This is a genomic window from Thioalkalivibrio sulfidiphilus HL-EbGr7 (assembly GCF_000021985.1).
Lineage (GTDB): Bacteria > Pseudomonadota > Gammaproteobacteria > Ectothiorhodospirales > Ectothiorhodospiraceae > Thioalkalivibrio_A > Thioalkalivibrio_A sulfidiphilus.
Genome location: NC_011901.1, coordinates 1541209 through 1567619, shown reverse-complemented (window position 1 = coordinate 1567619; position 26411 = coordinate 1541209). Strand labels below are relative to the sequence as shown.

The 26411-nt window shown below is 65.2% G+C and carries 20 protein-coding genes and 2 tRNA genes; 4 read left to right on the top strand and 18 right to left on the bottom strand.

Annotation, left to right across the window (positions count from 1 at the left end; translation table 11 throughout):
- Positions 1–52: 52 nt before the first annotated feature.
- From lysS to TGR7_RS07265, 16 genes are all read right to left on the bottom strand, one after another.
- Positions 53–1552 (bottom strand): lysine--tRNA ligase, encoded by a 1500-nt coding sequence (gene lysS, locus TGR7_RS07340; RefSeq protein WP_012638029.1) that lies wholly within the window; start codon positions 1550–1552, stop codon positions 53–55.
- 63 nt (positions 1553–1615) lie between these two features.
- Positions 1616–2711 (bottom strand): peptide chain release factor 2 gene (gene prfB / locus TGR7_RS07335; RefSeq protein ID WP_012638028.1). Its coding sequence is split into 2 segments (ribosomal slippage): positions 1616–2638 and positions 2640–2711, totalling 1095 coding nucleotides; the frame shifts between segments, so codons are not numbered across the junction.
- A 155-nt stretch (positions 2712–2866) separates the two neighbouring features.
- Complete coding sequence (gene recJ, locus TGR7_RS07330; protein WP_012638027.1) at positions 2867–4591, bottom strand: single-stranded-DNA-specific exonuclease RecJ; 1725 nt, start codon at positions 4589–4591, stop codon at positions 2867–2869.
- Entirely contained in the window at positions 4588–5613 is a 1026-nt protein-coding gene (locus tag TGR7_RS07325) for a hypothetical protein (RefSeq protein ID WP_012638026.1), read from the bottom strand. The genes recJ and TGR7_RS07325 overlap by 4 nt, the downstream gene beginning before the upstream one ends.
- A gap of 16 nt (positions 5614–5629) precedes the next feature.
- Positions 5630–6070 carry a phosphate-starvation-inducible protein PsiE gene (locus TGR7_RS07320; protein ID WP_245523040.1) on the bottom strand — a complete coding sequence of 147 codons (441 nt, stop codon included), beginning with the start codon at positions 6068–6070 and terminating at the stop codon, positions 5630–5632.
- Positions 6071–6220: 150 nt separating this feature from the next.
- Positions 6221–6297 (bottom strand) — tRNA-Pro (locus TGR7_RS07315).
- Between the two features lie 116 nt (positions 6298–6413).
- Entirely contained in the window at positions 6414–6770 is a 357-nt protein-coding gene (locus TGR7_RS07310; protein WP_012638024.1) for a MerR family transcriptional regulator, read from the bottom strand.
- Complete coding sequence (gene ihfA / locus TGR7_RS07305) at positions 6751–7050, bottom strand: integration host factor subunit alpha (RefSeq protein WP_012638023.1); 300 nt, start codon at positions 7048–7050, stop codon at positions 6751–6753. The genes TGR7_RS07310 and ihfA overlap by 20 nt, the downstream gene beginning before the upstream one ends.
- Before the next feature lie 4 nt (positions 7051–7054).
- A complete protein-coding gene (gene pheT / locus TGR7_RS07300; RefSeq protein ID WP_012638022.1) occupies positions 7055–9424 on the bottom strand; it encodes a phenylalanine--tRNA ligase subunit beta in 2370 nt (789 codons plus the stop codon).
- Between the two features lie 140 nt (positions 9425–9564).
- The gene (pheS, locus tag TGR7_RS07295; RefSeq protein WP_012638021.1) at positions 9565–10584 is read right to left on the bottom strand and encodes a phenylalanine--tRNA ligase subunit alpha; all 1020 of its coding nucleotides are present in this window, start codon (positions 10582–10584) and stop codon (positions 9565–9567) included.
- Between the two features lie 111 nt (positions 10585–10695).
- Positions 10696–11055 carry a 50S ribosomal protein L20 gene (rplT, locus tag TGR7_RS07290; RefSeq protein WP_012638020.1) on the bottom strand — a complete coding sequence of 120 codons (360 nt, stop codon included), beginning with the start codon at positions 11053–11055 and terminating at the stop codon, positions 10696–10698.
- A 12-nt stretch (positions 11056–11067) separates the two neighbouring features.
- Positions 11068–11265: a 50S ribosomal protein L35 gene (gene rpmI / locus TGR7_RS07285; protein ID WP_012638019.1), complete on the bottom strand. Its 198-nt coding sequence runs from the start codon at positions 11263–11265 to the stop codon at positions 11068–11070.
- A gap of 112 nt (positions 11266–11377) precedes the next feature.
- Positions 11378–11893: a translation initiation factor IF-3 gene (gene infC / locus TGR7_RS07280; RefSeq protein WP_081434259.1), complete on the bottom strand. Its 516-nt coding sequence runs from the start codon at positions 11891–11893 to the stop codon at positions 11378–11380.
- A gap of 3 nt (positions 11894–11896) precedes the next feature.
- On the bottom strand, positions 11897–13828 hold the full coding sequence (gene thrS, locus TGR7_RS07275; RefSeq protein WP_012638018.1) for a threonine--tRNA ligase: 1932 nt from the start codon (positions 13826–13828) through the stop codon (positions 11897–11899).
- Between the two features lie 122 nt (positions 13829–13950).
- Positions 13951–14027 (bottom strand) — tRNA-Val (locus TGR7_RS07270).
- 158 nt (positions 14028–14185) lie between these two features.
- Positions 14186–15097 carry an alpha/beta hydrolase gene (locus TGR7_RS07265; RefSeq protein WP_012638017.1) on the bottom strand — a complete coding sequence of 304 codons (912 nt, stop codon included), beginning with the start codon at positions 15095–15097 and terminating at the stop codon, positions 14186–14188.
- 147 nt (positions 15098–15244) lie between these two features.
- Between TGR7_RS07265 and ettA the strand changes: the two genes are divergently transcribed.
- Together ettA and TGR7_RS07255 are read left to right on the top strand one after the other, a co-directional pair.
- The gene (gene ettA, locus TGR7_RS07260; protein WP_012638016.1) at positions 15245–16912 is read left to right on the top strand and encodes an energy-dependent translational throttle protein EttA; all 1668 of its coding nucleotides are present in this window, start codon (positions 15245–15247) and stop codon (positions 16910–16912) included.
- Between the two features lie 148 nt (positions 16913–17060).
- Positions 17061–17492 (top strand): Rrf2 family transcriptional regulator, encoded by a 432-nt coding sequence (locus tag TGR7_RS07255; RefSeq protein WP_012638015.1) that lies wholly within the window; start codon positions 17061–17063, stop codon positions 17490–17492.
- A gap of 119 nt (positions 17493–17611) precedes the next feature.
- Here the strand turns inward: TGR7_RS07255 and TGR7_RS07250 are convergent, their stop codons facing one another.
- Positions 17612–18070, bottom strand: coding sequence for a bacteriohemerythrin (locus TGR7_RS07250; protein ID WP_245523039.1), 459 nt, complete (start codon positions 18068–18070; stop codon positions 17612–17614).
- A gap of 170 nt (positions 18071–18240) precedes the next feature.
- On the opposite strand from TGR7_RS07250, the gene TGR7_RS07245 reads away from it, so the two are divergent.
- Positions 18241–19350, top strand: coding sequence for a GGDEF domain-containing protein (locus TGR7_RS07245; protein ID WP_148211475.1), 1110 nt, complete (start codon positions 18241–18243; stop codon positions 19348–19350).
- A 31-nt stretch (positions 19351–19381) separates the two neighbouring features.
- Here the strand turns inward: TGR7_RS07245 and uvrA are convergent, their stop codons facing one another.
- Positions 19382–25051, bottom strand: coding sequence for an excinuclease ABC subunit UvrA (uvrA, locus tag TGR7_RS07240; RefSeq protein ID WP_012638012.1), 5670 nt, complete (start codon positions 25049–25051; stop codon positions 19382–19384).
- A gap of 311 nt (positions 25052–25362) precedes the next feature.
- Here uvrA and TGR7_RS07235 point away from each other — a divergent pair, with 311 nt between their 5' ends.
- The gene (locus tag TGR7_RS07235) at positions 25363–26229 is read left to right on the top strand and encodes an ATP-binding protein (protein ID WP_012638011.1); all 867 of its coding nucleotides are present in this window, start codon (positions 25363–25365) and stop codon (positions 26227–26229) included.
- The last annotated feature ends 182 nt before the right edge of the window (positions 26230–26411 follow it).

Below are 26411 nucleotides of genomic sequence, written 5' to 3'. Positions count from 1 at the left end.
AGATCATCTGATTAGCGTTGATTCGCGTTCATTCGCGGATCCCCAACGCCCTTCAGGATTCCGGTCGCATGTGCGGGAACAGCAGCACGTCGCGGATGGACGGGCTGTCGGTGAGCAGCATGACCAGGCGGTCGATGCCGATGCCCTCGCCGGCGGTGGGGGGCATGCCGTGTTCCAGGGCGCGCAGGTAGTCGGCGTCGAAGTGCATGGCCTCGTCGTCGCCCGCCTCCTTCTCCTGCACCTGCTTGCGGAAACGCTCCGCCTGGTCCTCGTAGTCGTTTAGCTCCGAGAAGCCGTTGGCGATCTCGCGCCCGCCCACGAAGAACTCGAAACGGTCGGTGACGAAGGGGTCTTCATCGTTGCGCCGGGCCAGCGGCGAGACCTCGGTGGGATAGGCGGTGATGAAGGTGGGATCCTTCAGATTGCCCTCCACGGTCTTCTCGAAGATCTCGATCCACACCTTGCCGAGGCCATAGCTGTCCTTGAGCGGGATTCCCAGCCTCTGGGCCACGGCCCGGGCCCGTTCCAGGTCCGCCAGCTCCGCCTCGCTCACGTCCGGGTTGTGCTGCAGGATCGATTCCTTCACGGTCATGCGCGTGAAGGGTCGCTCGAAGTCATAAGTCTCGCCCTGGTAGTGGACCTGGGTGCTGCCAAGGACTTCCAGGGTCAGATCCCGCAACAGGTCCTCGGTCAGATCCATCAGGTCGTGGTAGTTGGCGTAGGCCTCGTAGAACTCCACCATGGTGAACTCGGGGTTGTGCCGGGTGGAGAGGCCCTCGTTCCTGAAATTGCGGTTGATCTCGTAGACCCGCTCGAAGCCGCCCACCACCAGGCGCTTCAGATACAGTTCCGGCGCGATGCGCAGGAACAGCTGCATGTCCAGGGCGTGATGATGGGTGGCGAAAGGACGCGCGGTGGCGCCGCCGGGAATGGCCTGCATCATGGGGGTCTCCACCTCCAGGAAGCCACGCTGATCCAGGAACTGGCGGATGAACTGGATCACCCGGGTGCGGGTGCGGAAGGTCTCACGCACCGGCTCGTTCATGATCAGATCCACGTAACGCTGCCGGTAACGGGTCTCGGTATCGGAGAGACCGTGGAATTTCTCCGGCAGCGGGCGCAGGGACTTGGTGAGCAGGCGCAGGCTGTCCACGTTGACGGTGAGTTCGCCGGTCTTGGTCTTGAACAGGGTGCCCTCGGCGCCCAGGATGTCGCCCACGTCCCAAGTCTTGAAGTCGGAATAGGCGCCGTCCGGCAGGCTGTCCCTCTGGATGAACAGCTGGATGCGGCCGGACATGTCCAGGATCTGGGTGAAGCTCGCCTTGCCCATGATGCGCTTGGCCATCATGCGCCCGGCCACCGACACCCGGATGGCGTTCTGCTCGAAGAACTCGGCGGGCTTGGCGTCGTACTCCGCGTGCAGCTCGCCGGACATGACATTGCGGCGGAAGTCGTTGGGAAACGCCACGCCGCGCTCGCGCAGTTTCGTGAGCTTCTCCCGGCGCTGCGCGATCAGCTTGTGTTCTTCCTGGCCCTGTTCTTGATCAGTCATTGGTGTTCCGCCTTTCGCCTTTCGCCCTTCATTCCCACTTCCCGATTCACCCTTCCCACTTCATCAAAGTCCGCTCTTCAGCGAGGCCTCGATGAACTGATCCAGGTCGCCATCCAGCACCGCCTGTGTATTACCCACTTCCACGCCGGTACGCAGGTCCTTGATGCGCGACTGGTCCAGCACGTAGGAGCGGATCTGGCTCCCCCAGCCGATGTCGGACTTGGTGTCCTCCAGGGCCTGCTTGGCGGCGTTCTGCTTCTGCAGCTCCAGCTCGTAGAGCTTGGCCTTGAGCTGCTTCATGGCCGTGTCCCGGTTCTTGTGCTGGGAACGGTCCGCCTGGCAGGCCACCACCACGCCGCTGGGCATGTGGGTGATGCGGATGGCGGACTCGGTCCGGTTCACGTGCTGACCGCCCGCGCCGCTGGCCCGGTAGGTGTCCACCCGCAGGTCTGCCGGGTTGATCTCGATCTCGATGCTGTCGTCCACCTCGGGAGAGACGAACACGGCGGCGAACGAGGTGTGGCGCCGGTTGCCGGAATCGAAGGGGGACTTGCGCACCAGGCGGTGCACGCCGGTCTCGGTGCGCAGCCAGCCGTAGGCATAGGGGCCCTCGAACTTGATGGTCGCGCTCTTGATGCCGGCCACCTCGCCCTCGGAGACCTCCATCAGTTCGGTCTTGAAGCCGCGCCGCTCACCCCAGCGCAGGTACATGCGCAACAGCATGTTGGCCCAGTCCTGGGCCTCGGTACCGCCGGAGCCGGCCTGGATGTCCATGTAGGCGTTGTTCTCGTCCATCTCGCCGGAGAACATGCGCCGGAATTCCAGCTGCGCCACGTCGTTCTCGTAGTTCGCGAGATCCGCCTCCACCGCGCTCACGGTCTCGGCATCGTCTTCCTCCGCGGCCATGTCCAGCAGGTCCCGGGTATCGCCCAGGGCCTTGTCCATGCGGGAGATGAGCAGCACCACCTCCTCCAGGCGGGAGCGCTCGCGGCCCAGTTCCTGGGCCTTCTCGGGGTTGTTCCAGACGTTGGGGTCTTCCAGTTCCCGACTCACTTCCTCCAGGCGTTCACGCTTGGCATCGTAGTCAAAGATACCCCCTCAAGGCGTCCACGCGGCCTTGCAGATCGTCGATCTGGGTGTAAAGCGGATTGAGTTCCATGGATGGTCTGTCCGGGTCGGAAAAGCGCGCAATTGTACACGAAAGTGCCTCCCGCGATTAAGGGCGGGAGGCAATTCAAGATTCAAAGTTCAACATTCAAAAAGGATGCTTCGCATGGCCTCTACAGTTTGAATTTTGAATTTTGAATATTGAATTCAGCACCTCTCCACGTGCTCGATCATCAGCTGGGGGCTGACCAGGCCCTGGTATTCGTTGACCTCCAGCCGGTAGGCCAGGCGTACCCGGTCCAGTGCCTCCGGCCAGTCGTCCCAGTCCACGTTGAAGGCAATGCCGGTGATGGGCGGTGCACCCGGAGCAGGGCGCAGTTGCAGGCGCAGGTGGCGTTCCTTGAGCACCCGTCGATCCAGGATCTCGAATTCCCCGTCGAACACCGGGGGCGGGAAGCCCTGACCCCAGGGACCGGCATCCCGCAGGCGCGTGGCGGTGTCCAGGCTGATCTCGCCCGGTGTAAGTTCGCCGTCGCTGTGCACGACACCTTCCAGGTCCTCGGGTGAGACGCGCGCGGCGACGGTGTGATCGAAGGCCTCGCTGAAGGCCTGGAGATTTTCCAGCGGCAGGCTCAGGCCTGCCGCCATGGCATGACCGCCGAACTTGCTGATCAGGCCGGGATGGCGCGCGGCCACGTCATCCAGCGCATCGCGGATATGGAGCCCCGGGATGGAGCGTGCGGAACCCTTGATCTGGCCATCACCGGCATCGGCGAAGGCGATCACCGGGCGGTGGATGCGCTCGCGGATGCGCGCGGCCAGGATGCCGATGACCCCCTGGTGCCACTGGGGTTCGTAGAGGCACACCCCGTAGCGATCCCCCCAGGAGTCCACCGGCAGGGCCTCGAGGCCTGCCAGGGCCTCCGCCTGCATCTGCGCCTCGATGTCGCGACGATCCGCATTGAGATCGTCCAGGGCGGCCGCCAGGGCACGGGCCTCGACCGGGTCATCGGTGAGCAGACAGCGAATGCCCAGGGCCATGTCGTCCAGACGGCCGGCGGCATTGAGGCGCGGACCGACGGCAAAGCCCAGATCCGTGGCGACGCTGCGCTCCGGGCTTCGCCTCGCCACCTCCAGGAGTGCACCGATGCCGGGGATCGCCGCGCCGGCGCGGATGCGTCGCAGGCCCTGCTCCACCAGGATGCGGTTGTTCTGGTCCAGCGGCACCACATCGGCCACGGTCCCCAGGGCCACCAGATCCAGCAATTCCGCCAGGTTGGGTTCGTCGATGCCGCGGGTGTCGAACCAGCCGCTGTCCCGCAGGCGTGCGCGCAGGGCGAGCATCACGTAGAAGATCACGCCCACCCCGGCCAGGTGCTTACTGGGAAAGGGGTCGCCGGGAAGATTCGGGTTGACGAGGGCGTCGGCCTCGGGCAGCGATGTCCCGGGCAGGTGATGGTCGGTCACCAGCACCGACATGCCCGCATGGCGCGCGGCGGCCACACCGTCCAGGCTCGAGACGCCGTTGTCCACGGTGATGAGCAGACCGGCGTCCAGAGGACGCAGCACCGAGACGATCTCGGGCGTCAGCCCGTAGCCGTACTCAAAGCGGTTGGGCACCCGAAAATGCACATCCCGCGCACCCAGTGCGGAGAGCGCCCGCAGGGCCACGGCGGTGCTGGTGGCGCCGTCCGCATCGAAGTCCCCGACCACCACGATGCGCTCATCACTGCGCAGGGCACGCTCGAGCCGCTCCACGGCCGGCTCGATGCCAGAGAGCAGATGCGGGGCGGCAAGCCCCTTCAGACCATAATCACACTGGGCCGGATCGAGCACGCCCCGCAGGGCCAGCACGCGTGCCAGGACATCGCCCCGGGGCAGGGCCACGCCCGTGGGTGGCTGCCGGCGTCTGATGGTGCGCAGGGCCTTCATGAGACGTATTTCCCCAGCGGCTCGCTGCGGCGCCACAGTCGCCAGCGGGCGCTGGCCGGCACCTCGAAGACGTCGCCGCAGGTGCTGTGGATCACGAGCCGCTTCAGGGACGCCGTGCCGAGCGCCTTGCGCAGGGGCTCGAACCAGGCCCGTTCCAGACCCTCCATGCCCGCCTGCCAGGCCTCCAGGTCATCCAGGGCGGCATCGGCATGGAGCGAGTCGAGCAGCACGCATCGCGCACCACCTGCCGCGAGCACCGGCTCGGCGGTCTCTGGCAGCGGCTCAGTAGGCACCTGTGCACACCGGGCGAGCCCGGCCAGCAGCAGATCGTCACCCCACAGGCGGGAGACCGGAGATGCCAGGCCTGAAGGCAGGACGCCGCCGCCCCAGGGCCAGACGCTGTTGACCGACGGCAGGCCGCGGGCCTCCCGGGCACGATTCTCCGGGGCATCGAACAGGACCATCTGCAGCTCGTTGATGAGACGATGCCAGTAGGCCGCCTCCGGGCCGGTGGGGAGACGGCTATTGATGGGGCGCCCCAGCACCTCGCCCAGGCTGCGGGTCTCGGGCACGGCCCTGGTGGCGGGCAGGCGCAGGTGCCAGTGCCCTGGCGCGTTGACCTCGATGTGCAAACCGTCTTCGGCCAGATGCGCGTTGATGCGCGCAGCCAGGGCCCGGGCCTCGTCCAGGCCGAGACGCAGCTGATCCGGGCCTGTGAGCACCAGGTCAGTGATGCCGGCCTCCAGGTGCACCGGGTCCATGCACATCCAGACCTGGGCATCCCGCTCCCCGGTCAGTGCCAGGCGTGTCAGGGCTCCTGCGGGCATGGGACCGGCGATGGCGAACAGCCCGGCGAGAACCTCCCCGAGACCCGCATACGGGACTGAACGGCGCGTGGAACGGGCGAGCAGCCATTCCAGTGCCGGGAAACGGCCCACACCACCGTAGCTCGCCTGCCACTCCCCTGTCCGGTCCAGCAGACCGGGCACCAGGAGATGCAGGACCGACGCATCACGTGTCATGCAAGAGCAGCGGGAGTCAGGAGCCGGGAGGCTTCGTGGACTTGGACGGCGAAGCGGCCGGCTCGTCAGCACCGTAGCTCTCGTAGGGGAAACGCACATGGCCGTAGCGGATCACCAGCACCGCGGCGGCCAGCAGCAGCACGCCCAGTGTCACACCCATGATCTGCCAGAAATCCATCTCCTTCATGTCCAGGATCAGGTAGCGGGCCAGGGCCACGATCGCGATATAGATGGGCATGCGCACCGGCAACTGACCGGACTTGATGTAGATGCCCACCATCGCGAGCACCTCCAGGTAGATGAACAACAGGAGCAGATCCGCCAGACGCACTTCGCGCTGCTCGATCATCACCATCACCTCCTGGAAGATGGCGATGGTGGTGGCCACGGTGATGATCACCAGGGCCAGGTTCTCCAGCAGTTTGAGGGAACTGAGACCAGCACGTCTCGAACTCATGGGCATGGATCGTGTCTCCGTTGTCGGGCGCCGGCCGGCAGTGAGAGGCCCAGCGGTGAGAGGCATTGTACCGCCCGATTCCTGCCCGCACACAAACGACAAGGGGCTCCGCGTTGCGGAGCCCCTTGCTCGGTACTGATCAGATCAATTTGGTCGGGGCGAGAGGATTTGAACCTCCGACCACCTGCACCCCATGCAGGTGCGCTACCAGGCTGCGCTACGCCCCGAGGGTTGCGAAGAATAGCCGATCCCTTCGCAGAAGGAAAGCGTGTTTCCGGAATATGAACGCGGGAACGCGGACAAGCATCACTGAGCGGCAGATCCAGGCGCCGCTCGGGCGCTCTCAGCGCTTGAGGAGCTTGAGGATCTCTTCCAGTTCCAGGCGCATCTGGCGAATGATCTGCTGGCTCTGGGAGGTGTCTTCCTGGGCATCCTGGCCGGCCAGTTTCTGGCGGGCACCGCCGATGGTGTAGCCCTGCTCATAGAGCAGGCTGCGGATCTGACGGATCAGGATGACGTCATGGCGCTGGTAATAGCGGCGGTTGCCGCGGCGCTTGACGGGGCGCAGCGAAGGAAACTCCTGTTCCCAATAGCGAAGCACGTGGGGCTTGACCCCGCACAGCTCGCTGACCTCCCCGATGGTGAAATAGCGCTTACCAGGAATGACTGGTAATTCGCTGTTATTCCCCGCTTCCAACATAAGCTTCAACCCGCGCCTTGAGTTTTTGTCCCGGACGGAAGGTCACCACTCGGCGTGCCGAGATGGGGATTTCCTCACCGGTCTTCGGATTGCGGCCAGGCCGCTGATTCTTATCGCGCAGGGTGAAGTTGCCGAAACCCGACAGCTTCACCTGTTCCCCACGTTCCAGCGCCATCCTGACTTCTTCGAAAAACATCTCCACCAGTTCCTTGGCCTCGCGCTTGTTGAGGCCGAGTTCCTCGAAGAGACGTTCCGACATATCCGCTTTGGTCAGCGCCATGTGCTTAAGCCCTTAGTGTAGCTCCGACATCCTGTTCGAGTTTTTTCACGATGCCCTGCATCACGGCATCCACTTCCTGATCGGTAAGAGTGCGCGATAACTCCTGTAGAATCAATCCCAAAGCGAGACTTTTTCGACCATCGGGTACGCCTTTGCCTGTATATACGTCAAATACAACCACTTCCCTGAGTGCAGAAATGCCCAGATCCCGGATCGCCGCCTCGATGCGTGACACGGGACAATCCCGATCCACCACCACGGCGAGATCGCGTCTGATCGCCGGAAATCGCGACTGTTCGGTGAACTTAGGCACAGAGCCCTGCCTGATCCCATCCAGACTGAGCTCCATGACATAGACATCCTGATCCAGATCCAGGCGGGAAATCAGGGACGGATGCAGGGCGCCCAGCCAGCCACAGGGTACGCCACCCAACAGGACCCGGGCCGACTGACCGGGGTGCAGGGCAGGATGGACGGCAGACGCGAAACTCACGTCACCGCCCGCCAGGCTCAGCAGGCTCTCCACGTCACCCTTGAGATCGAAGAAATCCATGGCCCTGGAAGGCTCGGCCCACTGCAGCGGCCAGCGGGCCCCGGTCGCCACGGCGGCGATCATGGGATGCTGTTTGAGATCATCACCCTGGGAAACAAAGCTCAGGCCGGTCTCGAACAAACGCACCCGCTCCTGCTGGCGGTTGAGGTTGTACTTGAGGGCCTTCACCAGGCCAGGCCAGAGGCTGGAACGCATCACCGCCAGCTCCGAGGAGATCGGGTTGGCCAGGGCCAGGGGGCGGGAATCCGGGGAGAACAGGGCCTCCAGCTGCGGATCCACAAAGCTGTAGGTGATGGCCTCCTGATAGCCCAGGTCGGCCATCAGGTGGCGAATCCGGGACAGGGGCAGGCGCGCCTCATCGACCGCACCGAGCTCCGGGCTCAGCGGCGGCACCTCTGCGGGCAGCCGGTCATAGCCGTGTACCCGGGCCACCTCCTCGATCAGGTCCACCTCGATGGACAGGTCGAAACGGAAACTGGGGGGCGTGACCCGCCAGGCACCGGCCATGGGCTCCACCTGGCAGCCCAGGGCCTTGAGCAACCGGGTCACCTCGGACTCATCGATCCGGGCGCCCAGCACACGAACGATGCGCGAGGCCCGCAGCATAATCGGTGCGGGTTCCTCGACACGGGCACCCAGGGCCTCCACCACCGGACCCGGCTGACCGCCGGCGATCTGGCACAACAGGGCCGTGGCCCGCTGCAGGGCACGGCTCGGCAGGGCCGGATCCACGCCGCGTTCGAAGCGGTGGGAAGAATCGGTGTGCAGGCCATGGTGCCGTGCCCGGCCGGCGATGGCCATCGGGGCGAAATGGGCACTTTCCAGGAACACGTCCCGGGTCTCCTCCCCCACGCCACTGGCCTCGCCGCCCATGATGCCGGCCAGGGCCAGCACCTTGGCGTGATCGGCGATCACCAGGTCCGCCTCCGAGAGCCTGATCTCCTGGCCGTCGAGCAGGGTGAGCCGCTCGCCTTTGCGGGCCCTGCGCACCACGATGCCGCCCTCCAGCCACGCCAGGTCGAAGGCATGCATGGGCTGACCCAGTTCCAGCATCACGTAGTTGGTCACATCCACCAGCGGGCCGAGGCTGCGGATACCCGCCCTGCGCAGCTTCTCGCGCATCCACAGCGGCGTTTCCGCGCCCGGATTCACGCCACGCACCACGCGGCCGTGATACACGGGGCAATCAGCACCAGCCTCGATGCTCACCGGGAAGCGCTCATCCACGTCGGCGCCCACCGGCGAAATTTCGGGCATGCACAGAGGCTTGCCGGTCAACGCCGCCACTTCCCGGGCGATACCGGCCATGCACAGGCAGTCCGCGCGGTTGGGGGTCAGATCCACTTCCAGAATCGTGTCATCCAGTCCCAGGGCCTCGCGCACATCGGCCCCGGCGGCCAGATCCAAGGGCAGCGGCATGAGCCCCTCGCTGGTTTCCGCCAGACCCAGCTCCCTGGCGGAACAGAGCATGCCGAAGGACTCCACGCCGCGCAGCTTGGCCTTCTTGATCTTGAACTCGCCTGGCAGAACGGCGCCGACCCGGGCAAAGGGCACCTTCATGCCCTCGACCACGTTGGGGGCGCCACAGACCACCTGCACGGGAGAGCCGGAGCCGTCCTCCACCTGGCAGACCCGCAGCTTGTCGGCGTCCGGATGGGGTTCCACCTGGAGCACATGGCCCACCACCACACCGGAAAACTCGCCCGCCGCCGCTTCCAGGGCGTCCAGTTCAAGACCGGCCATGGTGAGCCGGTGACCCAGCTCCTCGGGGCTCAAGCCGTGATCCACCCACTCCAGAAGCCACTGATTGCTGATTCTCATGCTTTATCGCTCGTTCCGGGAAATCAAAATCGACAGGATTAACATGATTTACAAGATTAAGTATAAAAAACAATCAATTGAAAATTTTTTTTAATAATCTGGTTCATCATGTAAATCCTGTCAAAAAGGTCTTTATGCCCTCACGCAAACTGCCGCAGGAAGCGCACGTCGTTCTCGAAGAACAGCCGCAGGTCGTTCACGCCATAGCGCAGCATGGCCATGCGCTCCACGCCCAGGCCGAAGGCGAAGCCGGTGTAACGCTCGCTGTCGATGCCCACGTGGGCGAAGACATTGGGGTGCACCATGCCGCAGCCCATCACCTCCAGCCAGCCCGTGTGGCTGCACACGCGACACCCATCGCCGCCGCAGTGCACGCACTGGATGTCCACCTCGGCGGAGGGCTCGGTGAAGGGAAAATAGGAGGGCCGGAAACGGGTCTTCAGTTCCGACTGCTCGAAGAAGGCCTGCAGGAAGGCGTCCAGCACGCCGCGCAGATGGGCGAAGGTGACCCCCTCGTCCACCAGCAGCCCCTCCACCTGGTGAAACATGGGGCTGTGGGTCAGGTCGGAATCGCAGCGATAGACTCGCCCCGGCGCGATCACGCGGAACGGCGGCCTGCCCTGCTCCATGACCCGCACCTGCACCGGCGAGGTGTGGGTGCGCAGCAGGCGGTTGGCGTCAAAGTAGAAGGTATCGTGCATGGCCCGCGCCGGGTGATGGGCCGGGATGTTGAGGGCCTCGAAGTTGTGGTAGTCGTCCTCCACCTCGGGACCTTCCGCCACCTGAAATCCCAGCTGGCCCAGCAGGTCGGTGATGCGTTCGATGGTCCGGGTCACGGGATGCAGGCCGCCCACGGCCTGACGCCGTCCCGGCAGGGTCACGTCCACGGATTCTAAGGCCAGCCGGGCCTCCTGCTCGGCGGCACTCAGGGCCTCGAGACGGGCGGAAAGCGCCTCGTTGACCGTCTCCTTGGCCCGGTTGATGGCCTGGCCTGCCGCCGGGCGTTCCTCCGGCGGCAACTTGCCGAGCGCCTTGAGCTGCTCGGTGAGCACTCCCTTTTTGCCCAGGTACTGCACCCGCAGGGCGTCCAGGGCCTGGGTGTCGGTGGCGCCATCAATGGCCTTGAGGGCATCGCGGATCAGATTCTGGAGTTGCTCCACGGCGAGTCTCCGTCGGGTTGAAAACAAAAAGGGGGAAAGGCCAGGCCTTTCCCCCTTTCGAGCATTCACCGGCGCCCGTGATCGGGCGCCGGTCAATCGCGCGTGCGGTGCTTACGCCGCCAGGGCAGCCTTGGCCTTTTCGGCAATCTGCCCGAAAGCGGTGATGTCGTGCACGGCCAGGTCGGCCAGCACCTTGCGGTCGATCTCCACATTGGCCTTGTTCAGACCGTCCATCATGCGGCTGTAGGACAGACCGAACTGACGGGCCGCGGCGTTGATACGCACGATCCACAGGGCGCGGAACTGGCGCTTGCGCTGACGGCGGTCACGGTAGGCATACTGGCCGGCCTTGGTGACGGCCTGGACCGCAACGCGGTAGACATTCTTGCGCGCGCCGTAGTAACCCTTGGCCTTCTTCAGGACCTTCTTGTGGCGGGCGTGGGCGGTAACGCCTCTCTTGACTCGTGGCATGGTGGCGTCTCCTTAAACGTGAGGCAGCATCTGGCGTACGGATGCCTTATCGCACTCGGCAATCATGCCGGTGGAGCGAAGATGGCGCTTACGCTTGGTGCTCTTCTTGGTCAGGATGTGACGCCGGTGGGACTGGGCTCGCTTGAACCCGCCCGAACCGGTGGGCTTGAACCGCTTGGCGGCGCCCCGGTTGGTCTTGATCTTGGGCATGTTTGCTCTCCTAAAAATACAGGCCTGGGGTCGTGCCCCGCCTGGGTCGCTGAAATCCCCCGTCGGCCGCCCTGGCGCCGATCGCGGGCTGTGTAATACTGACTGATGCGCCCTACTTCTTGGGCGTAAACACCATCACCATCTGACGGCCTTCCATCTTGGGCCGCTGCTCGACGGTGGCGATTTCGCTCAGGTCCGCCTCGATGCGGTCCAGGAGCTTGCCGCCCAGTTCCTGGTGACGCATTTCGCGACCCCGGAAACGGATGGTGACCTTGGCCTTGTCGCCGTCGTTGATGAATCGGGTCAGGTTGCGGAGCTTGACCTGATAATCACCCTCGTCGGTTCCGGGCCGGAACTTAACTTCCTTGATTTGTATCTGCTTCTGGTTCTTCTTCGCCTGCTGGGCCTTCTTGCTCAGCTCGAACTTGAACTTGCCGTAGTCCATGACACGGCAGACCGGTGGCTCCGCATTGGGCGAGATTTCCACCAGGTCCAGTTCGGCTTCCTCGGCGATACGCAGTGCCTCGTCGATGGACACGATCCCCACGTTTTCCCCGTCCTTGTCGATCAGACGGACTTTGGGGACGGCGATCTGTTCGTTGAGGCGAGTCTCTTTTCCAGCGCTGATACTTTAATCCTCCAAATGAGAGCGGCCGCGGCTCGCGATCTCACCGGCGAGGCGTTCGGACAGCTGGTTCAGATCCATGCTGCCAAGGTCCTCGCCGCTGCGCGTGCGCACGGCCACGGTATTCGTCTCCATCTCCCGGTCACCCAGGACCAGCAGATAAGGGACGCGTTGAAGCGTATGCTCGCGGATTTTAAAGCCGATTTTCTCGTTTCTCAAGTCCGCGTCGGCCCGGATGCCCCGGTTTCGCAGCCTGTCGGCAACTTCCCGGGCATAATCGTCCTGCCGATCGGTGATGGTGAGCACCTGGACCTGGACCGGCGCCAGCCACAGGGGGAAGGACCCGGCGTAGTGCTCGATGAGCACCCCGAAGAAGCGCTCCACGGAGCCCAGCAGGGCCCGGTGGATCATGATCGGTCTCCGCCGGCTGTTGTCCTCCGCCACGTACTCCATCTCGAAGCGCTCGGGCAGGTTGAAGTCCAGCTGCACCGTGGAACACTGCCATTCCCGGCCGATGGCATCGCGGATCTTGATGTCGATCTTGGGGCCGTAGAAGGCACCGCCACCCTCGTCCACCGAGTAGTCCAGACCCTTCTTCTCCAGCGCCGCCTTCAGGGCCGCCGTGGCGTGCTCCCAGATCTGGTCGGAGCCCACCGCCTTGTCCGGGCGGGTGGAGAGGTTCACGTCGAAGTCGTCGAAGCCGAAGGCCTGCAGGACCTCCAGGGTGAGATCGAGAATACGCAGGATCTCCGCCTCGATCTGGTCTTCGCGGCAGAAGATGTGGGCGTCGTCCTGGGTGAAACCGCGCACCCGCATCAGGCCATGCAGGGCGCCGGACATCTCCCGGCGGTACACGGTGCCCATCTCCGCCCAGCGCAGCGGCAGGTCCCGGTAGGAATGCAGCCGGTCCTTGTACACCAGCACATGGAACGGGCAGTTCATGGGCTTGAGCTGGAAGGCCTGGTTGTCGTCCTCCATGGGCTCGTACATGGATTCCGAGTAGAAATCCGCGTGCCCCGAGGTCTTCCACAGGTCCAGGTTGGCGATGTGCGGGGTGTACAGGAACTGGTAGCCGGCCCGCTCGTGCATGTCGAACCAGAACTGCTCGATGGCGCGGCGGATGCGGGCGCCCTTGGGGTGCCAGAACACCAGGCCGCCGCCGGCGTCCTCCTGGATGGAGAACAGGTTCAGCTCGGTACCGATACGCCGGTGATCCCGCCGCTCGGCCTCGGCCAGGCGGTGCAGGTAGTCGTCCAGCTGCTGCTTGTTGGGCCAGGCCGTGCCGTAGATGCGCTGCAACATCTCGTTGCTGGAGTCGCCCCGCCAGTAGGCGCCGGCCACCTTGGTGAGCTTGAAGGCCTTGAGCTTGCCGGTGCTGGGCACATGGGGACCGCGGCACAGGTCGATGAATTCGCCCTGCTTGTAGAGGGAGATGGTCTCGCCGGCCGGGATGTCGGCGATGATCTGCGCCTTGTACTCCTCGCCCTGATCCCGGAAGAAATCCACCGCCTCGTCCCGGTCCATGACCGAGCGGGACACGGGCAGGTCCGCCTTGGCCAGCTCCTTCATGCGGGCCTCGATCTTCTCCAGGTCGTCCGGATGGAAGGGCCGCTCGAAGGCGAAGTCATAATAGAACCCGTTGTCGATCACCGGGCCGATGGTCACCTGGGCGGAGGGGAACAGGTCCTTGACCGCCTGGGCCAGCAGGTGGGCAGTGGAATGGCGGATGACCTCCAGGCCTTCCGGGTCACGGTCGGTGATGATGGCGAGGCTCGCGTCGTCCTCGATCAGGTGGCTGGTGTCCACCAGCCTGCCGTTGACCCGGCCCGCCAGGGCGGCCTTGGCGAGACCGGCGCCGATGTCGGCGGCCACGTCGCGCACGGTGACAGGGGCATCGAAACGGCGTTCGCTGCCATCAGGGAGGGTAATGAGGGGCATGGTCTTCTCCTGCGCCGGCCGGTACGAAGGGTCGTGCGCTGTTTGCGTGGTCAAGAAAGACTGCAAGTGGATCAGCCGTCACGGTGTCCCGATTGACTGTCACTTGCAGCCGGCACTGCATCTGGTAGGCGCGATTGGACTCGAACCAACGACCCCCACCATGTCAAGGTGGTGCTCTAACCAGCTGAGCTACGCGCCTGCGTTGGAAGGGCGCATCATACCACCGCCCGCCGTTCCCGACAACGCATCAAACGAAACGGCCGGGGTCCGCAAATGAACGCGAATCAACGCAAATCAAGACCTGATCAACAGGGATCATTTGCGTTCTTTGCGTTCATTTGCGGACAAGGCCTTTCCTCACCAGCCGATGAACTCGGCCGCCTTGTCGGCCACGTCGTCAGCGAAGAAATCCCGGAAGAAGTGGTCGGCGCCGTCCACCATGCCGAAGTGGATGTTCGCCTGGCCTTCCAGGGCCGCCATGCGCTCGGGCAGATCGGGCACGGCGGTGTCCTCGCTGCCGGCGATCACCAGCACCTGCTGGCTCAGCTTGGGCAGCAGGGTCGGGGTGTCGAACTTGGGATTGTCGGCATAGTAGGAGGCCACGGTGGCGGCACTGGCGCTGGCGTCGGCGCAGTACAGAAAGCCGATGCCCTCGATCAGGGTCTCAGGCTGGCCCATGCGTTGCAGTTCCACCGCCTGCTCGTAGACCTGGGCCAGGGGCACGCCGTAGCGGGACTCGTATTCACGTGCGGTCTTGGCATGATCGGAAGTGGCCGGTGCCACCAGCACCATCTTCTCCACCCCTTCCGGCTTGTGTTCCAGGGCATACCAGGCCATCTGGGCCGCTCCCCGGGAATGGGCCATCAGGGCCACCTGGCCGGCACCCTGCGCCTTCAGCCAGCCCATCCAGGCATCCAGCTCCGCGAGGGCATCCTCGTGGCGGTGCACATGGGGATCAGCACAGTCCATCATGCCCTCCCGGGCATCCATTCCCAGGCTCAGGGTGATGGACAGGCTGCTGTAGCCCCGCTCTGCCATCTGGTTTTGCAGGGCCTCCATGATCTCCATGCGGCCATGGGCCATGGTGCCGTGGAGCATCAGGATAACCCCGTCATCCAGGGACTTGCCCGGGGCCATCTCCAGGTGGGCGATGTGGGTCAGGCCGCCCTTCTCCAGCTCCACCCGTTCGGCGGCCTGGACGGAACCCGCGGCCAGCAGGGCCAGGCCGGCCAGGGACATGAGGGATTTGTGCATCATCTGGGTATTCACGGTGAATCTCCTTTGGAATCGGGTTTTTATTGTGCGTCGGCCCCTTGAAAAGGCGCCGACTGGAAAGCATCGTGGGCTTTGCCGGATAATGCCCGCCCATTACGAGTCCGTAAATTCACAAACGTTCCCGATTTCCTCAAGGTATCCATGGCTCAATACATTTTCACCATGAACGGCGTGGGCAAGGTCGTCCCGCCGAAAAAGGAGATCCTGAAAAACATCTCCCTGAACTTCTTCCCTGGCGCCAAGATCGGCGTGCTGGGCTATAACGGCGCCGGCAAGTCCACCCTGCTGCGCATCATGGCCGGCGTGGACAAGGAATACGTGGGCGAGGCCCGACCCCAGCCCGGCATTCGCATTGGCTTCCTGCCCCAGGAGCCGCAGCTGGACCCCGGCAAGGACGTGCGCGGCAACGTGGAGGACGGCGTGGGCGAGACCAAGGCCCTGGTGGACCGCTTCAACGCCATAGCCGAGGAATTTGCCAACCCGGACGCCGACTTCGACGCCCTGCTGGCCGAACAGGCCGAGCTGCAGGACAAGATCGACGCCGCCGGCGCCTGGGACCTGGACCGCAAGCTGGAAGTGGCCGCCGACGCCCTGCGCCTCCCTCCCTGGGAGGCGGACGTGAGCAAGCTCTCCGGCGGCGAGCGCCGCCGGGTGGCCCTGTGCAAGCTGCTGCTGTCCAACCCGGACATGCTGATCCTGGATGAGCCCACCAACCACCTGGACGCCGAGTCCGTGGCCTGGCTGGAGCGCTTCCTGCAGGAATTCCCCGGCACCGTGGTGGCCGTGACCCACGACCGTTACTTCCTGGACAACGTGGCCGGCTGGATCCTGGAGCTGGACCGCGGCCACGGCATCCCCTGGGAAGGCAACTATTCCTCCTGGCTGGAGCAGAAGGAGAAGCGCCTGGAGATGGAGGAGAAGCAGGAAAGCGCACGGCGCAAGACCATGGAGGCGGAGCTGGAATGGGTGCGCTCCAACCCCAAGGGCCGGGGCACCAAGAGCAAGGCGCGCCTCAAGCGCTTCGAGGAACTCTCCTCCGCCGACTACCAGAAGCGCAGCGAGACCAAGGAGATCTACATCCCGCCGGGTCCCCGCCTGGGCGACGTGGTGGTGGAGGTGGACGGGATCTCCAAGTCCTACGGCGACCGCCTGCTGTACGAAAACCTGTCCTTCGCCATTCCCCGGGGCGGGATCCTCGGGGTGATCGGCCCCAACGGCGTGGGCAAATCCACCCTGTTCCGCATGATCGTGGGCCAGGAGAAGCCGGACAACGGCAACATCCGCATCGGCGACACCGTGCAGGTGGCCTACGTGGACCAGAGCCGCGATCACCTGGCGGACAACAAGTCCGTGTGGGAGGAGATCTCCAATGGCCAGGACATCATCCAGGTGGGCAGCTACCAGATGCCGTCCCGGGCCTACGTGGGGCGCTTCAACTTCAAGGGTTCCGACCAGCAGAAGCTCATGAAGGAACTCTCCGGCGGTGAACGCAACCGGGTGCACCTGGCCAAGCTGCTGCAGAGCGGCGGCAATCTGCTGCTGCTCGACGAGCCCACCAACGACCTGGACGTGGAGACCCTGCGCGCCCTGGAAGAGGCCCTGCTGGACTTCCCCGGCTCGGCGGTGGTCATCTCCCATGACCGCTGGTTCCTGGACCGCATCGCCACCCACATCCTCGCCTTCGAGGACGACGGCAACGTGGTGTTCTTCGACGGCAACTACACCGAGTACGAGGCCGACCGCCACAAGCGCCTGGGCAGCGACGCGGACACCCCGCACCGGATCAAGTACCGGCGCCTGGAGCACTGACACCAGTGAGACACGAAGGGCGTGAAGTTCACGGCGGAATCATTGCCGAGACCTTCACGCCCTTCGTGCTAATGTTCGGGAGAATACCTTCGGCCACCCGGCCCTTGTCCCGCAGCGGACCGAGGCCATCGCCTGAGCAGGCAACCTCATGCAGCTGACCCGTCACACCGACTACGCCCTTCGCGTCCTGATCTACCTGGCGGTCAATCCCGATCGCCTGAGCCGCATCACGGATATCGCCGAGGCCTACGACATCTCACGCCATCACCTGGTGAAGGTGGTCCACGAACTGGCCGGACACGGCCACATCCTGACCTACCGGGGCAAGCACGGCGGCATGCGCCTGGCCCGTCCGCCTGCGGAGATCCGCATCGGTGACGTGGTCAGGGACATGGAGGAAAACCTCGAGATCATCAACTGCAGCGCGCCCATGTGCATCATCCTGCCGGACTGCAGACTCAAGGGCGTGTTGAACGATGCGCGGGATGCCTTCATGGCCACCCTGGACCGGGTGACACTCGCGGAACTGGTGGTGAAAAAGGAAAAGGCGCTGGCGATGAGGCTGATTCGTGAGGCGTGAGGCTAGTGGCTGCTAGTGGCTAGTGGCTAGTGGCTAGTGGCTAGTGGCAAGGATGCAGTTTTTCAGTGATGAGAGGCAACCGGAGTCACGCCTCACGCCTCACCCCTCACGCACATTCCCTACTCCTTCCCCTTCTGATGGGCCTCGGCGAAGTTGGCCGTGGCCTGGTCCATGGTGGCGCAGTGGCGGCGGTACCAGGGCAGGAAGCGGCCCATGAACAGTTCCCGGACGTCATCGAGGCCGACGGCGCCGGCGTCCAGGTCATCCAGGCAGCTGACCAGTTCTTCCAGGCGCAGGTCGTGTTCCTGCTTGTGCACGGGGAACGGCGGGAAGTCGATCTCTTTCATGAGCGACTCTTCCCGGTTGAAGTGGGCACGGGTGTGCTCGATGAAATTCCTCAGATCCTTGCGCAGGCCCGGGCTTTCGTTGCCGGTGCTGGCCGCCAGGCTCTCGACGATGCGATCCAGCAGGCGATGGGCCTCCTCGTGATCATCCTGCATGAAGTCGACCGCCATTTCCGGCGTCTTGTCGTGCTCGGCCTCATGGCTCATGGCGTGTCCCCGTTGATCCTGGTTCATGGGGCAGAACCATAGCACGACAGGGCCCGCCAGACGATCCCCGGTGGATTGTCCGGGCGGGTGTTTAGAGGTAGTGTTGTGCGTTGGCCGGACAAGGGCTACGGAAACAGGGCTTGCACAGGACGTTATCCAGGGTGGGGAAGGGTTCAAAATCGGCGGGGAACAGTGACTTGCGCGCGGCGGATCGCCGGCGCGGGGACCGCCGTGTCCAGCCCATCACGCCACCCCGTGGCAGCCCCAGCTGGGCCGAACAGAAGGTCCAGTTCATTACCCGCTACCTGTTCTGGTTCCTCGGCCTGGCCTTCTTCAACCTGGTGGAGGACATCGAGCCTGCCTGGATGAGCCTGGCGCAGCTCAACGCGGCCTTTGCCCTCTATTTCATCCTCCATGCCGGCGTCGTCATCCACGCCTGGCGCCAGCACGATTGTCCGGCGCGCTATCGCATCGCCATGTGGATGGACATCACCATCGTCTCCGTGGCCGTGCTCAACGATCCCTACACCCTCCCCCCCTCCATGCTGGTCTACATCATGGTGGTGCTGGGCAACGGCATGCGCTACGGCATGCACATGTTCGCCGAGGCCCTGGCGGTCAGCTTCGGGGCACTCATGCTGGTGTTCACCCTGCGCTACATGGGCAGCGTGCAGGAATTCACACCCGGCCTGCTGTTCCTGAACCTGTTCGGCGCCAGCATCCTGGTCTACAGCTACCTGCTCATGAACCGCATCGAGCAGGGCCGCAGCCAGCTGGAGGAACGCAGCCGTCTGGACACGCTCACCGGGCTGATGAACCGACGCGCGCTGCACGAGTGTTCCGATTACCTGTTCGAGCTGATCGAGCGCCAGGGTGGCTCGGTGGTGGTCATGCTTGCTGACCTGGACCGCTTCAAGTCCATCAACGACAGCCTCGGCCATGCCCGTGGCGATGAAGTCCTGCAGGATTTCGCCAATATCCTCCGCGAGTCCCTGCGATCCACGGACGTGGCGGCGCGTCTGGGCGGGGATGAATTCGTGATGCTGCTGCCGGACACCACCCTGGACGAGGCGCATGCCGTTGCGGAGCGCATCCAGGTACGGGTACGCGCCTACGCCAGCGACAACGGGCTGGATTTCGGCACCACCCTTGCCATGGGCGAGGCCCCGCTCCATGGCCACAATCTGGACGAGATCCTGCCCCGGGTGGACGCGGCCCTGTACCAGTCCAAGGGCCGGGATGACTGCCCGGGCATCCGCCGGGTCGACCTGGCGCCGGAGCAGGGCATGCTCCCGCTGGAGACCTGAAGGTCGCCCGGCCAACGTTCACCAGCCTGCCTCACGCACCGCTACGACCCGCCAGAAACGCTCCCAGCATGCGCCCGGTATGTGATTTGCGGCGCACCATGCTCTCGGGCGTGCCCTGCCCCGCCACGCGCCCGCCGCCGTCGCCCCCCTCGGGCCCCATGTCAATGATCCAGTCGGCTTCCGCGATCACGTCCAGGTTGTGCTCGATGACGATCACCGAGTGTCCCGCCTCCACCAGCCGATGCAGCACGCGGATGAGCTTCTCCACGTCGGCCATGTGCAGGCCCACGGTGGGCTCGTCCAGGATGTAGAGACTGCCGCGTGAGCGTGCCTGGCCCGAAGGCCGTGCCGTAGGTCGGGCTTCAGCCCGACTTGCAATGCCTGTCCAAGCCTCGGGCTGTCGGGCTGAAGCCCGACCTACGGTGTTGGCGAAGGTCTTGCCGCTTCTCGAAAGTTCCGTGACCAGCTTCATGCGCTGGGCCTCGCCGCCGGACAGGGTCGGGCTGGGCTGGCCCAGACGCAGGTAACCCAGGCCCACGTCCTGGAGCAATTGCAGCGCGTGGTGGATGGCCGGGTGGGCGGTGAAAAACGGCACGGCCTCGTCCACGCTCATGTTCAGCACATCGGCGATGGAGCGGTCCTTGAAGCGCGCCTCCAGGGTCTCCCGGCCGTAGCGCCCGCCGCCGCAGGCCTCGCAGGGCACCACCACGTCGGGCAGGAAGCTCATCTCGATGCGCCGCACCCCCTGCCCCTCGCACACGGCACAGCGTCCGCCGGGGGTGTTGAAGGAAAAGCGCGAGGCGTTCCAGCCCCTGAGGCGCGCCTCGGGGGTCTCGGCGTACAGCTTGCGGATACGGTCGAACACGCCCACGTAGGTGGCCGGGCAGGAGCGCGGCGTACGCCCGATGGGGGTCTGGTCCACCTCCAGCACCCGCTCCAGGTCCTGCCAGCCCTCCAGGTCGGCGCAGCCGGTGAGCGCCGGTTTGCGCCCCCGCTTGCCCACCCGCTCCGCCAGGTTCCGGTACAGCACCTCCCGCACCAGGGTGGACTTGCCGGAGCCGGAGACGCCGGTGACACACACCAGGCGGTTGAGCGGAATGGAGACCGCCACGTTCCGCAGGTTGTTGAGGCACGCGCCCTCGATGCTCAGGGCCGGTGCCTGGCCCGCCTTCGTGGGCCGCCGTGCCACCAGCGGGTGTCGCAGGGGGTGGGCCAGGAAGCGCCCGGTGAGGGACTCGGGCGCCTTCATCACCTGCTTCACGCTGCCCTGGGCCACCAGCCGTCCGCCCCGCTCCCCGGCGCCGGGGCCCAGGTCGATGACGTGTTCCGCGCTGCGGATGGTGTCCTCGTCGTGCTCCACCACCACCACGGTGTTGCCCTTGGCCTGCAGGCGATGCAGGGTGTCCAGCAGCATGCGGTTGTCCCGGGGGTGCAGGCCGATGGTGGGCTCGTCCAGGATGTAGCAGACCCCCTGCAGGTTGGTGCCGAGCTGCGCCGCCAGGCGGATACGCTGGGCCTCGCCGCCGGAGAGCGTCGGTGCACCCCGGTCCAGGCTGAGATAGCCAAGACCCACCTGCTCCAGGAAGGCCAGCCGGCCGCGGATCTCGGGCAGGATGTCCCGGGCGATGGCGGATTCCCGCGCCTTCGGTTTGAGTTTCTCGAACCAGGCGCGTGCCGCCTTCACCGGCAGGGCCGACAACTCGCCGATGGAGCGTTCCCGGAAACGCACCGCCAGGGCCTCGGGCCGCAGGCGCTGGCCGTGGCAGGCGGGACAGGTCTGGCGCGACTCGCCTGCTTCCAGCCACTCCCCTTCCTCGCCGCTGTGAGCCTCGTCGAAGCCCTTCAGCACCACGCCGGTGCCGAAGCAGGTGCGGCACCAGCCATGGCGGGCGTTGTAGGAGAACAGGCGCGGGTCCGGCACGTCGAAAGACCGGGCGCAGGACGGACAGGCCCGTTCCGTGGAGTAGAGTTTCTCGGCGCGGCCCGAGAGCGGTGCAACGCGGATCATGCCCTTGCCCAGATCCAGGCCCCGGGCAATGGCCTCGCGCAGCGCAGCCTCGGCCTTGGGCGTCACTTTGAGGCTCGCCACCGGCAGTTCGATGTCGTGTTCCCGGTAGCGGTCCAGGCGCGGCCAGGGGTCCGTGGGGATGAGTTCTCCGTCCACGCGCAGGTGGGCGAAGCCCCGGTTGTGGGCCCAGCGGGCGAGATCCGTGTAATAGCCCTTGCGCGCGGAAACCAGGGGCGCCAGCACGTGCACCTCCCGGCTCTTCCACTGCTTGAGCAACGCGGCCAGGATCGCCTCCGGGGTCTGGGGCTCGATGGGCACGTCACAGTCCGGGCAGTACTGGGTGCCCAGTTTCACGTACAGCAGGCGCAGGAAGTGGTGCACCTCGGTGAGGGTGCCTACGGTGCTCTTGTGTCCTCCGCGGCTGGTGCGCTGCTCGATGGCCACGGTTGGCGGGATGCCGGTGACCGCGTCCACCTCGGGGCGCGAGGCCGGCTGCACCAGGGAGCGGGCGTAGGCGTTCAGGGATTCCAGGTAGCGACGCTGGCCCTCGTTGAACAGGATGTCGAAGGCCACGGTGCTCTTGCCCGAGCCGGACACGCCGGTGATCACCGTGAAGCGGTCCCGGGGCACCTGGATGTCCACGCCCTTGAGGTTGTGTTCCCGGGCATTGCTGATGCGGATCTCGGCGCGGACCGTTTTCGCTGCCTTGCGATAAGACGCTGCCGAGGACTCCGCGATGCTGCCAGCCGCCTCGGCGCGCAGGGCCGCGCCGGTATGGGAACCCGGGTGCTTCATCACCTGCGCCGGCGTGCCCTCGCAGACGATCTCACCGCCGCCGTCGCCGCCCTCGGGGCCGAGGTCGATGAGCCAGTCGGCGGCGCGGATCACGTCCAGGTTGTGCTCGATCACGATCAGGGAATGGCCCTGTGCCTGCAGGCGCCGTAGGGCCTTGAGCAGCCGGGCGATGTCCTCGAAGTGCAGGCCGGTGGTGGGTTCATCCAGCAGGAACAGGGTTCCACCGCGCTCACCCGTGGGTCGGGCTTCAGCCCGACTTGCGGTGCCCGTTGAAGCTGCGGCATGTCGGGCTGAAGCCCGACCTACGTTTCTCCCCGCGTGTTGCACGAGATGCCCGGCCAGCTTCAGGCGCTGGGCCTCGCCACCGGACAGGGTCGGCACCGGCTGGCCCAGGCGCAGGTACTCCAGGCCCACCGCCGCCAGCGGTTCCAGGCTCTGCTGCACCTCGGGCACATGGGCGAAGAACGCCAGGGCCTCGGTCACGGTCATTCCCAGCACGCCGGAGAGGTCCGCGGCGTGACCCTCCGCGCCCAGGGCCTTCACCTGGAGCACCTCGGGCCGGTAGCGCCTGCCGTCGCACTCGCCGCAGCGAAGATACACATCGGAGAGAAACTGCATCTCCACGTGTTCGAAGCCGGAGCCGGTGCACACCGGGCAGCGGCCATTGCCGGAGTTGAAGCTGAAGGTGCCGGCGGTGTAGCCCCGCTCCTTCGCCAGCGGCTCCTCGGCGAACAGCTTGCGGATGGCGTCGAAGGCGCCCACGTAGCTGGCCGGGCAGGAACGGGCAGTGCGGCCGATGGGGGACTGGTCCACCATCACCACCGCGTCCAGGGACTCGTGACCGATCAGGGAGCCGAAGGCGCCGGCGGGATACTCCGGGCGCCCCTTGAGCTTGGCCAGCGCCGGATAGAGCAGGTCCTGGATCAGGGTGGACTTGCCGGAGCCGGACACCCCGGTGACGCACACCAGGCGCCCCAGGGGGAAGCGCGCGTCGATGCCCTTGAGGTTGTGCTGGGCCGCGCCGCGCAGTTCCAGCCAGACGGTGTCGCCATCCGGTGGGCGGCTTGCGGACGGCAGGGCCACCTGCTTGCGGCCGCTCAGGTACTGCCCGGTGAGGGACTGGCGCGAACGCAGGATCTGCGCCGGCGTGCCGAAGAACACCACCTCCCCGCCCCGCTCGCCGGGACCGGGTCCCATGTCGAGGATGCGATCGGCGGCGCGCATCACCTGGGGGTCGTGTTCCACCACCAGCAGGGAATTGCCCGCATCCCGCAGCCGGCGCAGCACGCCCACCACCCGGTCCATGTCCCGGGGATGCAGGCCGATGGAAGGCTCGTCCAGCACGAACAGGGTGTTCACCAGGGAGGTGCCCAGCGCCGTGGTCAGGTTGATGCGCTGCACCTCGCCGCCGGAGAGCGTCCGTGACTGGCGGTCCAGGGTGAGATAGCCGAGCCCCACTTCGCAGAGATAATTCAGGCGCGCGCGGATCTCGGCGAGCAGCAGGTCCGTGGCCTCGTCCAGGGGTGCAGGCAGGTGCAGCTGATCGAAGAAGGCCTTGCAGCGCGCCAGGGGCACCTGCATGAGGTCGTGCAGGCACAGGCCCGGCAGGGTCTCGAGCAGATCGCGGGACCATGAGATCCCCGCGGGCAGGAAGCGGGCGCCGGGTTCGAGCACGCCATCCGCATCGGCCTGCGTGCCCAGGCGCCAGAGCAGTGAGTCAGGCTTGAGGCGGGCGCCCTGGCAGGCCTTGCAGGGCTCGTAGCTGCGGTAGCGGGACAGCAGCACCCGGATGTGCATCTTGTAACTCTTGGTCTCCAGCCAGTCGAAGAAGCGCCGGATGCCGTACCAGAGCCCGTCGTCGAAGTCCCCTTCCCCTTCGATCACCCAGGCCTTCTGGTCATCGCTCAGCTCGTCCCAGGGCAGGTCCAGCGGGACGCCCCGCTTGCGGGCGAAGGTCTTCAGCTCCGCCTGGCACTCGTAGTAGGCGTCGGTCTGCCAGGGCTTCACCGCACCCTCGCCAAGGCTCACCCGCCCGTCCGGTATCACCAGGTCCAGGTCGATACCCATGGTGCGGCCGAATCCCCGGCAGGCCTCGCAGGCGCCGATGGGCGAGTTGAAGGAAAAGTGATTGGGGGTGGTCTCGCTGTAGTGCAGGTCGCAGGCGGCGCAGTGCAGATCGGCGGAATAGTCCACGGGAGCGAGGGCTTCGCGGTCCTCACCCAGGGGATAGACCCGCACCCGGCCCTGGCCGTGGTGCAGGGCCGTCTCCAGGGCCTCCACCAGGCGGCCCCGGTTGCCGGGCTCCACCCGCAGACGGTCTTGGATCACCTCCAGGCGCTGATCCGTCTCCCCGTGAAAGCGTTCGTAGCCCTGGGCCTTCAGGTGACCCTTCACCTCCTCCAGGCTGAAGTTCTCCGGCACCGGCACCGGGAACACCACCATCACCCGCGTGCCGTCCCTGTGGGCACGCTCCAGCCACTCGTTGGCAATGGCCTCCGGGGTGTCGCACCGCACCCGGGTGCCACAGCCCCGGCAGTGCAGGTGCGCGGCCCGGGCATAGAGCAGTTTCAGGTGATCGTTGAGCTCCGTCATGGTGCCCACGGTGGAGCGGGAGGTGCGCACCGGGTTGGTCTGGTCGATGGCAATCGCCGGCAACACGCCCTCGATGCGGTCCACCGCCGGCTTATCCATGCGGTCCAGGAACTGCCGGGCGTAGGGGGAGAAGGTCTCCACGTAACGGCGCTGGCCCTCGGCGTACACGGTATCGAAGGCCAGCGAGGACTTGCCCGAACCGGACACCCCGGTGACCACGATCAGTTCATTGAGGGGCAGTTCGAGATCCAGGCCCTTCAGGTTGTTCTGACGGGCGCCGAAGATGCGGATGCGGTCCTGGGACATGGGCAATTTTGAGACTCTCGGAGGCAGCACAGGTTACCCGATCCTTGGGGTTCTGTGGCGAATGGCGCACTGAAAACAGGGGTCCGCGAATGAACGCAAATCAACGCGAATGGAAGGCCAAAGCATGAACCGCAAAGGGCGCGAAGGTATGCGCGAAGGGCGCAAAGGATTTTTGATCACATGATTTCCCTTGCGTCCTTCGCGCATACCTTCGCGTACTTCGCGGTTTGCTTTTTCGATCTGAATTCGCGTTGATTTGCGTTCATTCGCGGACTCCATGATCCTTAGCAAAACACCCCCGGACACAACCCATGACCGACGACACCGAACTCAAAGACGTGCTGGCACAGTTTTCCCGGCTCATGGACCGGGCGGAGCAGCTCTTGCCTGCGCCGAGGCAGGAGCCGGACTGGACCGCACCCGCCCATCGCTGGCACCGGGACGGGCACCTCTCGCCGGTGCACGGGATCGCGCCCCTGGCCCTGGACGATCTGCTGCATATCGAGCGTCAGAAGGTCCAGCTGGTGCGCAACACCCGCCAGTTCCTTAAACGCCTGCCCGCCAACAACGTGCTCCTGTGGGGCGCCCGGGGCACGGGCAAGTCCTCGCTGATGCGCGCGCTGCTCAATGAATACCGGGACGAGGGGCTGCGCATCATCCAGGTGGACGGCCAGGACCTGGTGCACCTGCCGGAGATCGCCCTGCCCCTGGCGGGACGCCCGGAGCGCTTCATCCTGCTGGCGGATGACCTTTCCTTCGAGGCCAGCGACCCGGGCTACAAGGCGCTCAAGGCCATGCTGGACGGATCCCTGGAAGGCACGCCGGAGAACGTGTTGATCCACGCCACTTCCAACCGGCGCCACCTGATGCCAGAGAAGATGCTGGACAACCTGGAGGTGAAGCGGGTAGATGACGAGATCCATCCCGGTGAGGCGGTGGAGGAGAAGATCTCCCTGTCGGAACGCTTCGGCCTGTGGCTGGCCTTCCATCCCTTCAACCAGGACCAGTACCTGGCGGTGGTGGCCCACTGGCTCACCCGCCTTGGCTGCATTGAAACGGAAGATAGCCGTGCCGAGGCCTTGCGCTATGCCTTGGGCCGAGGCTCACGCAGCGGCCGCGTCGCTTGGCAGTTCGCGCGGGACTGGGCGGGGCAGAAGGGTTTGGAGATCGGCGGTTGAAGGCAATGGACAGGATGAACAGGATTTTTCAGGATTGACAGGATAAGAGCAAAAGAGTTTTGACAGGATTTACACGATTAACAGGATTAAGAGCTTTCAAAAAGAAATCATGTAAATCATGTTAATCCTGTCAAATGTTTTTCGTCTTGAATCCTGTTAATCCTGAAAAATCTTGTTCATCC

Coding starts and splice junctions, on each gene's coding strand:
- rpmI (WP_012638019.1), bottom strand. CDS start 11,265: ATGCCCAAGATCAAGACCAACCGGGGCGCCGCCAAGCGGTTCAAGCCC.
- recJ (WP_012638027.1), bottom strand. CDS start 4,591: ATGAAGGCCCTGCGCACCATCAGACGCCGGCAGCCACCCACGGGCGTG.
- rplT (WP_012638020.1), bottom strand. CDS start 11,055: ATGCCACGAGTCAAGAGAGGCGTTACCGCCCACGCCCGCCACAAGAAG.
- ettA (WP_012638016.1), top strand. CDS start 15,245: ATGGCTCAATACATTTTCACCATGAACGGCGTGGGCAAGGTCGTCCCG.
- thrS (WP_012638018.1), bottom strand. CDS start 13,828: ATGCCCCTCATTACCCTCCCTGATGGCAGCGAACGCCGTTTCGATGCC.
- uvrA (WP_012638012.1), bottom strand. CDS start 25,051: ATGTCCCAGGACCGCATCCGCATCTTCGGCGCCCGTCAGAACAACCTG.
- TGR7_RS07250 (WP_245523039.1), bottom strand. CDS start 18,070: ATGAACCAGGATCAACGGGGACACGCCATGAGCCATGAGGCCGAGCAC.
- TGR7_RS07325 (WP_012638026.1), bottom strand. CDS start 5,613: ATGACACGTGATGCGTCGGTCCTGCATCTCCTGGTGCCCGGTCTGCTG.
- TGR7_RS07320 (WP_245523040.1), bottom strand. CDS start 6,070: ATGAGTTCGAGACGTGCTGGTCTCAGTTCCCTCAAACTGCTGGAGAAC.
- TGR7_RS07255 (WP_012638015.1), top strand. CDS start 17,061: ATGCAGCTGACCCGTCACACCGACTACGCCCTTCGCGTCCTGATCTAC.
- pheT (WP_012638022.1), bottom strand. CDS start 9,424: ATGAGAATCAGCAATCAGTGGCTTCTGGAGTGGGTGGATCACGGCTTG.
- TGR7_RS07310 (WP_012638024.1), bottom strand. CDS start 6,770: ATGTTGGAAGCGGGGAATAACAGCGAATTACCAGTCATTCCTGGTAAG.
- TGR7_RS07235 (WP_012638011.1), top strand. CDS start 25,363: ATGACCGACGACACCGAACTCAAAGACGTGCTGGCACAGTTTTCCCGG.
- lysS (WP_012638029.1), bottom strand. CDS start 1,552: ATGACTGATCAAGAACAGGGCCAGGAAGAACACAAGCTGATCGCGCAG.
- ihfA (WP_012638023.1), bottom strand. CDS start 7,050: ATGGCGCTGACCAAAGCGGATATGTCGGAACGTCTCTTCGAGGAACTC.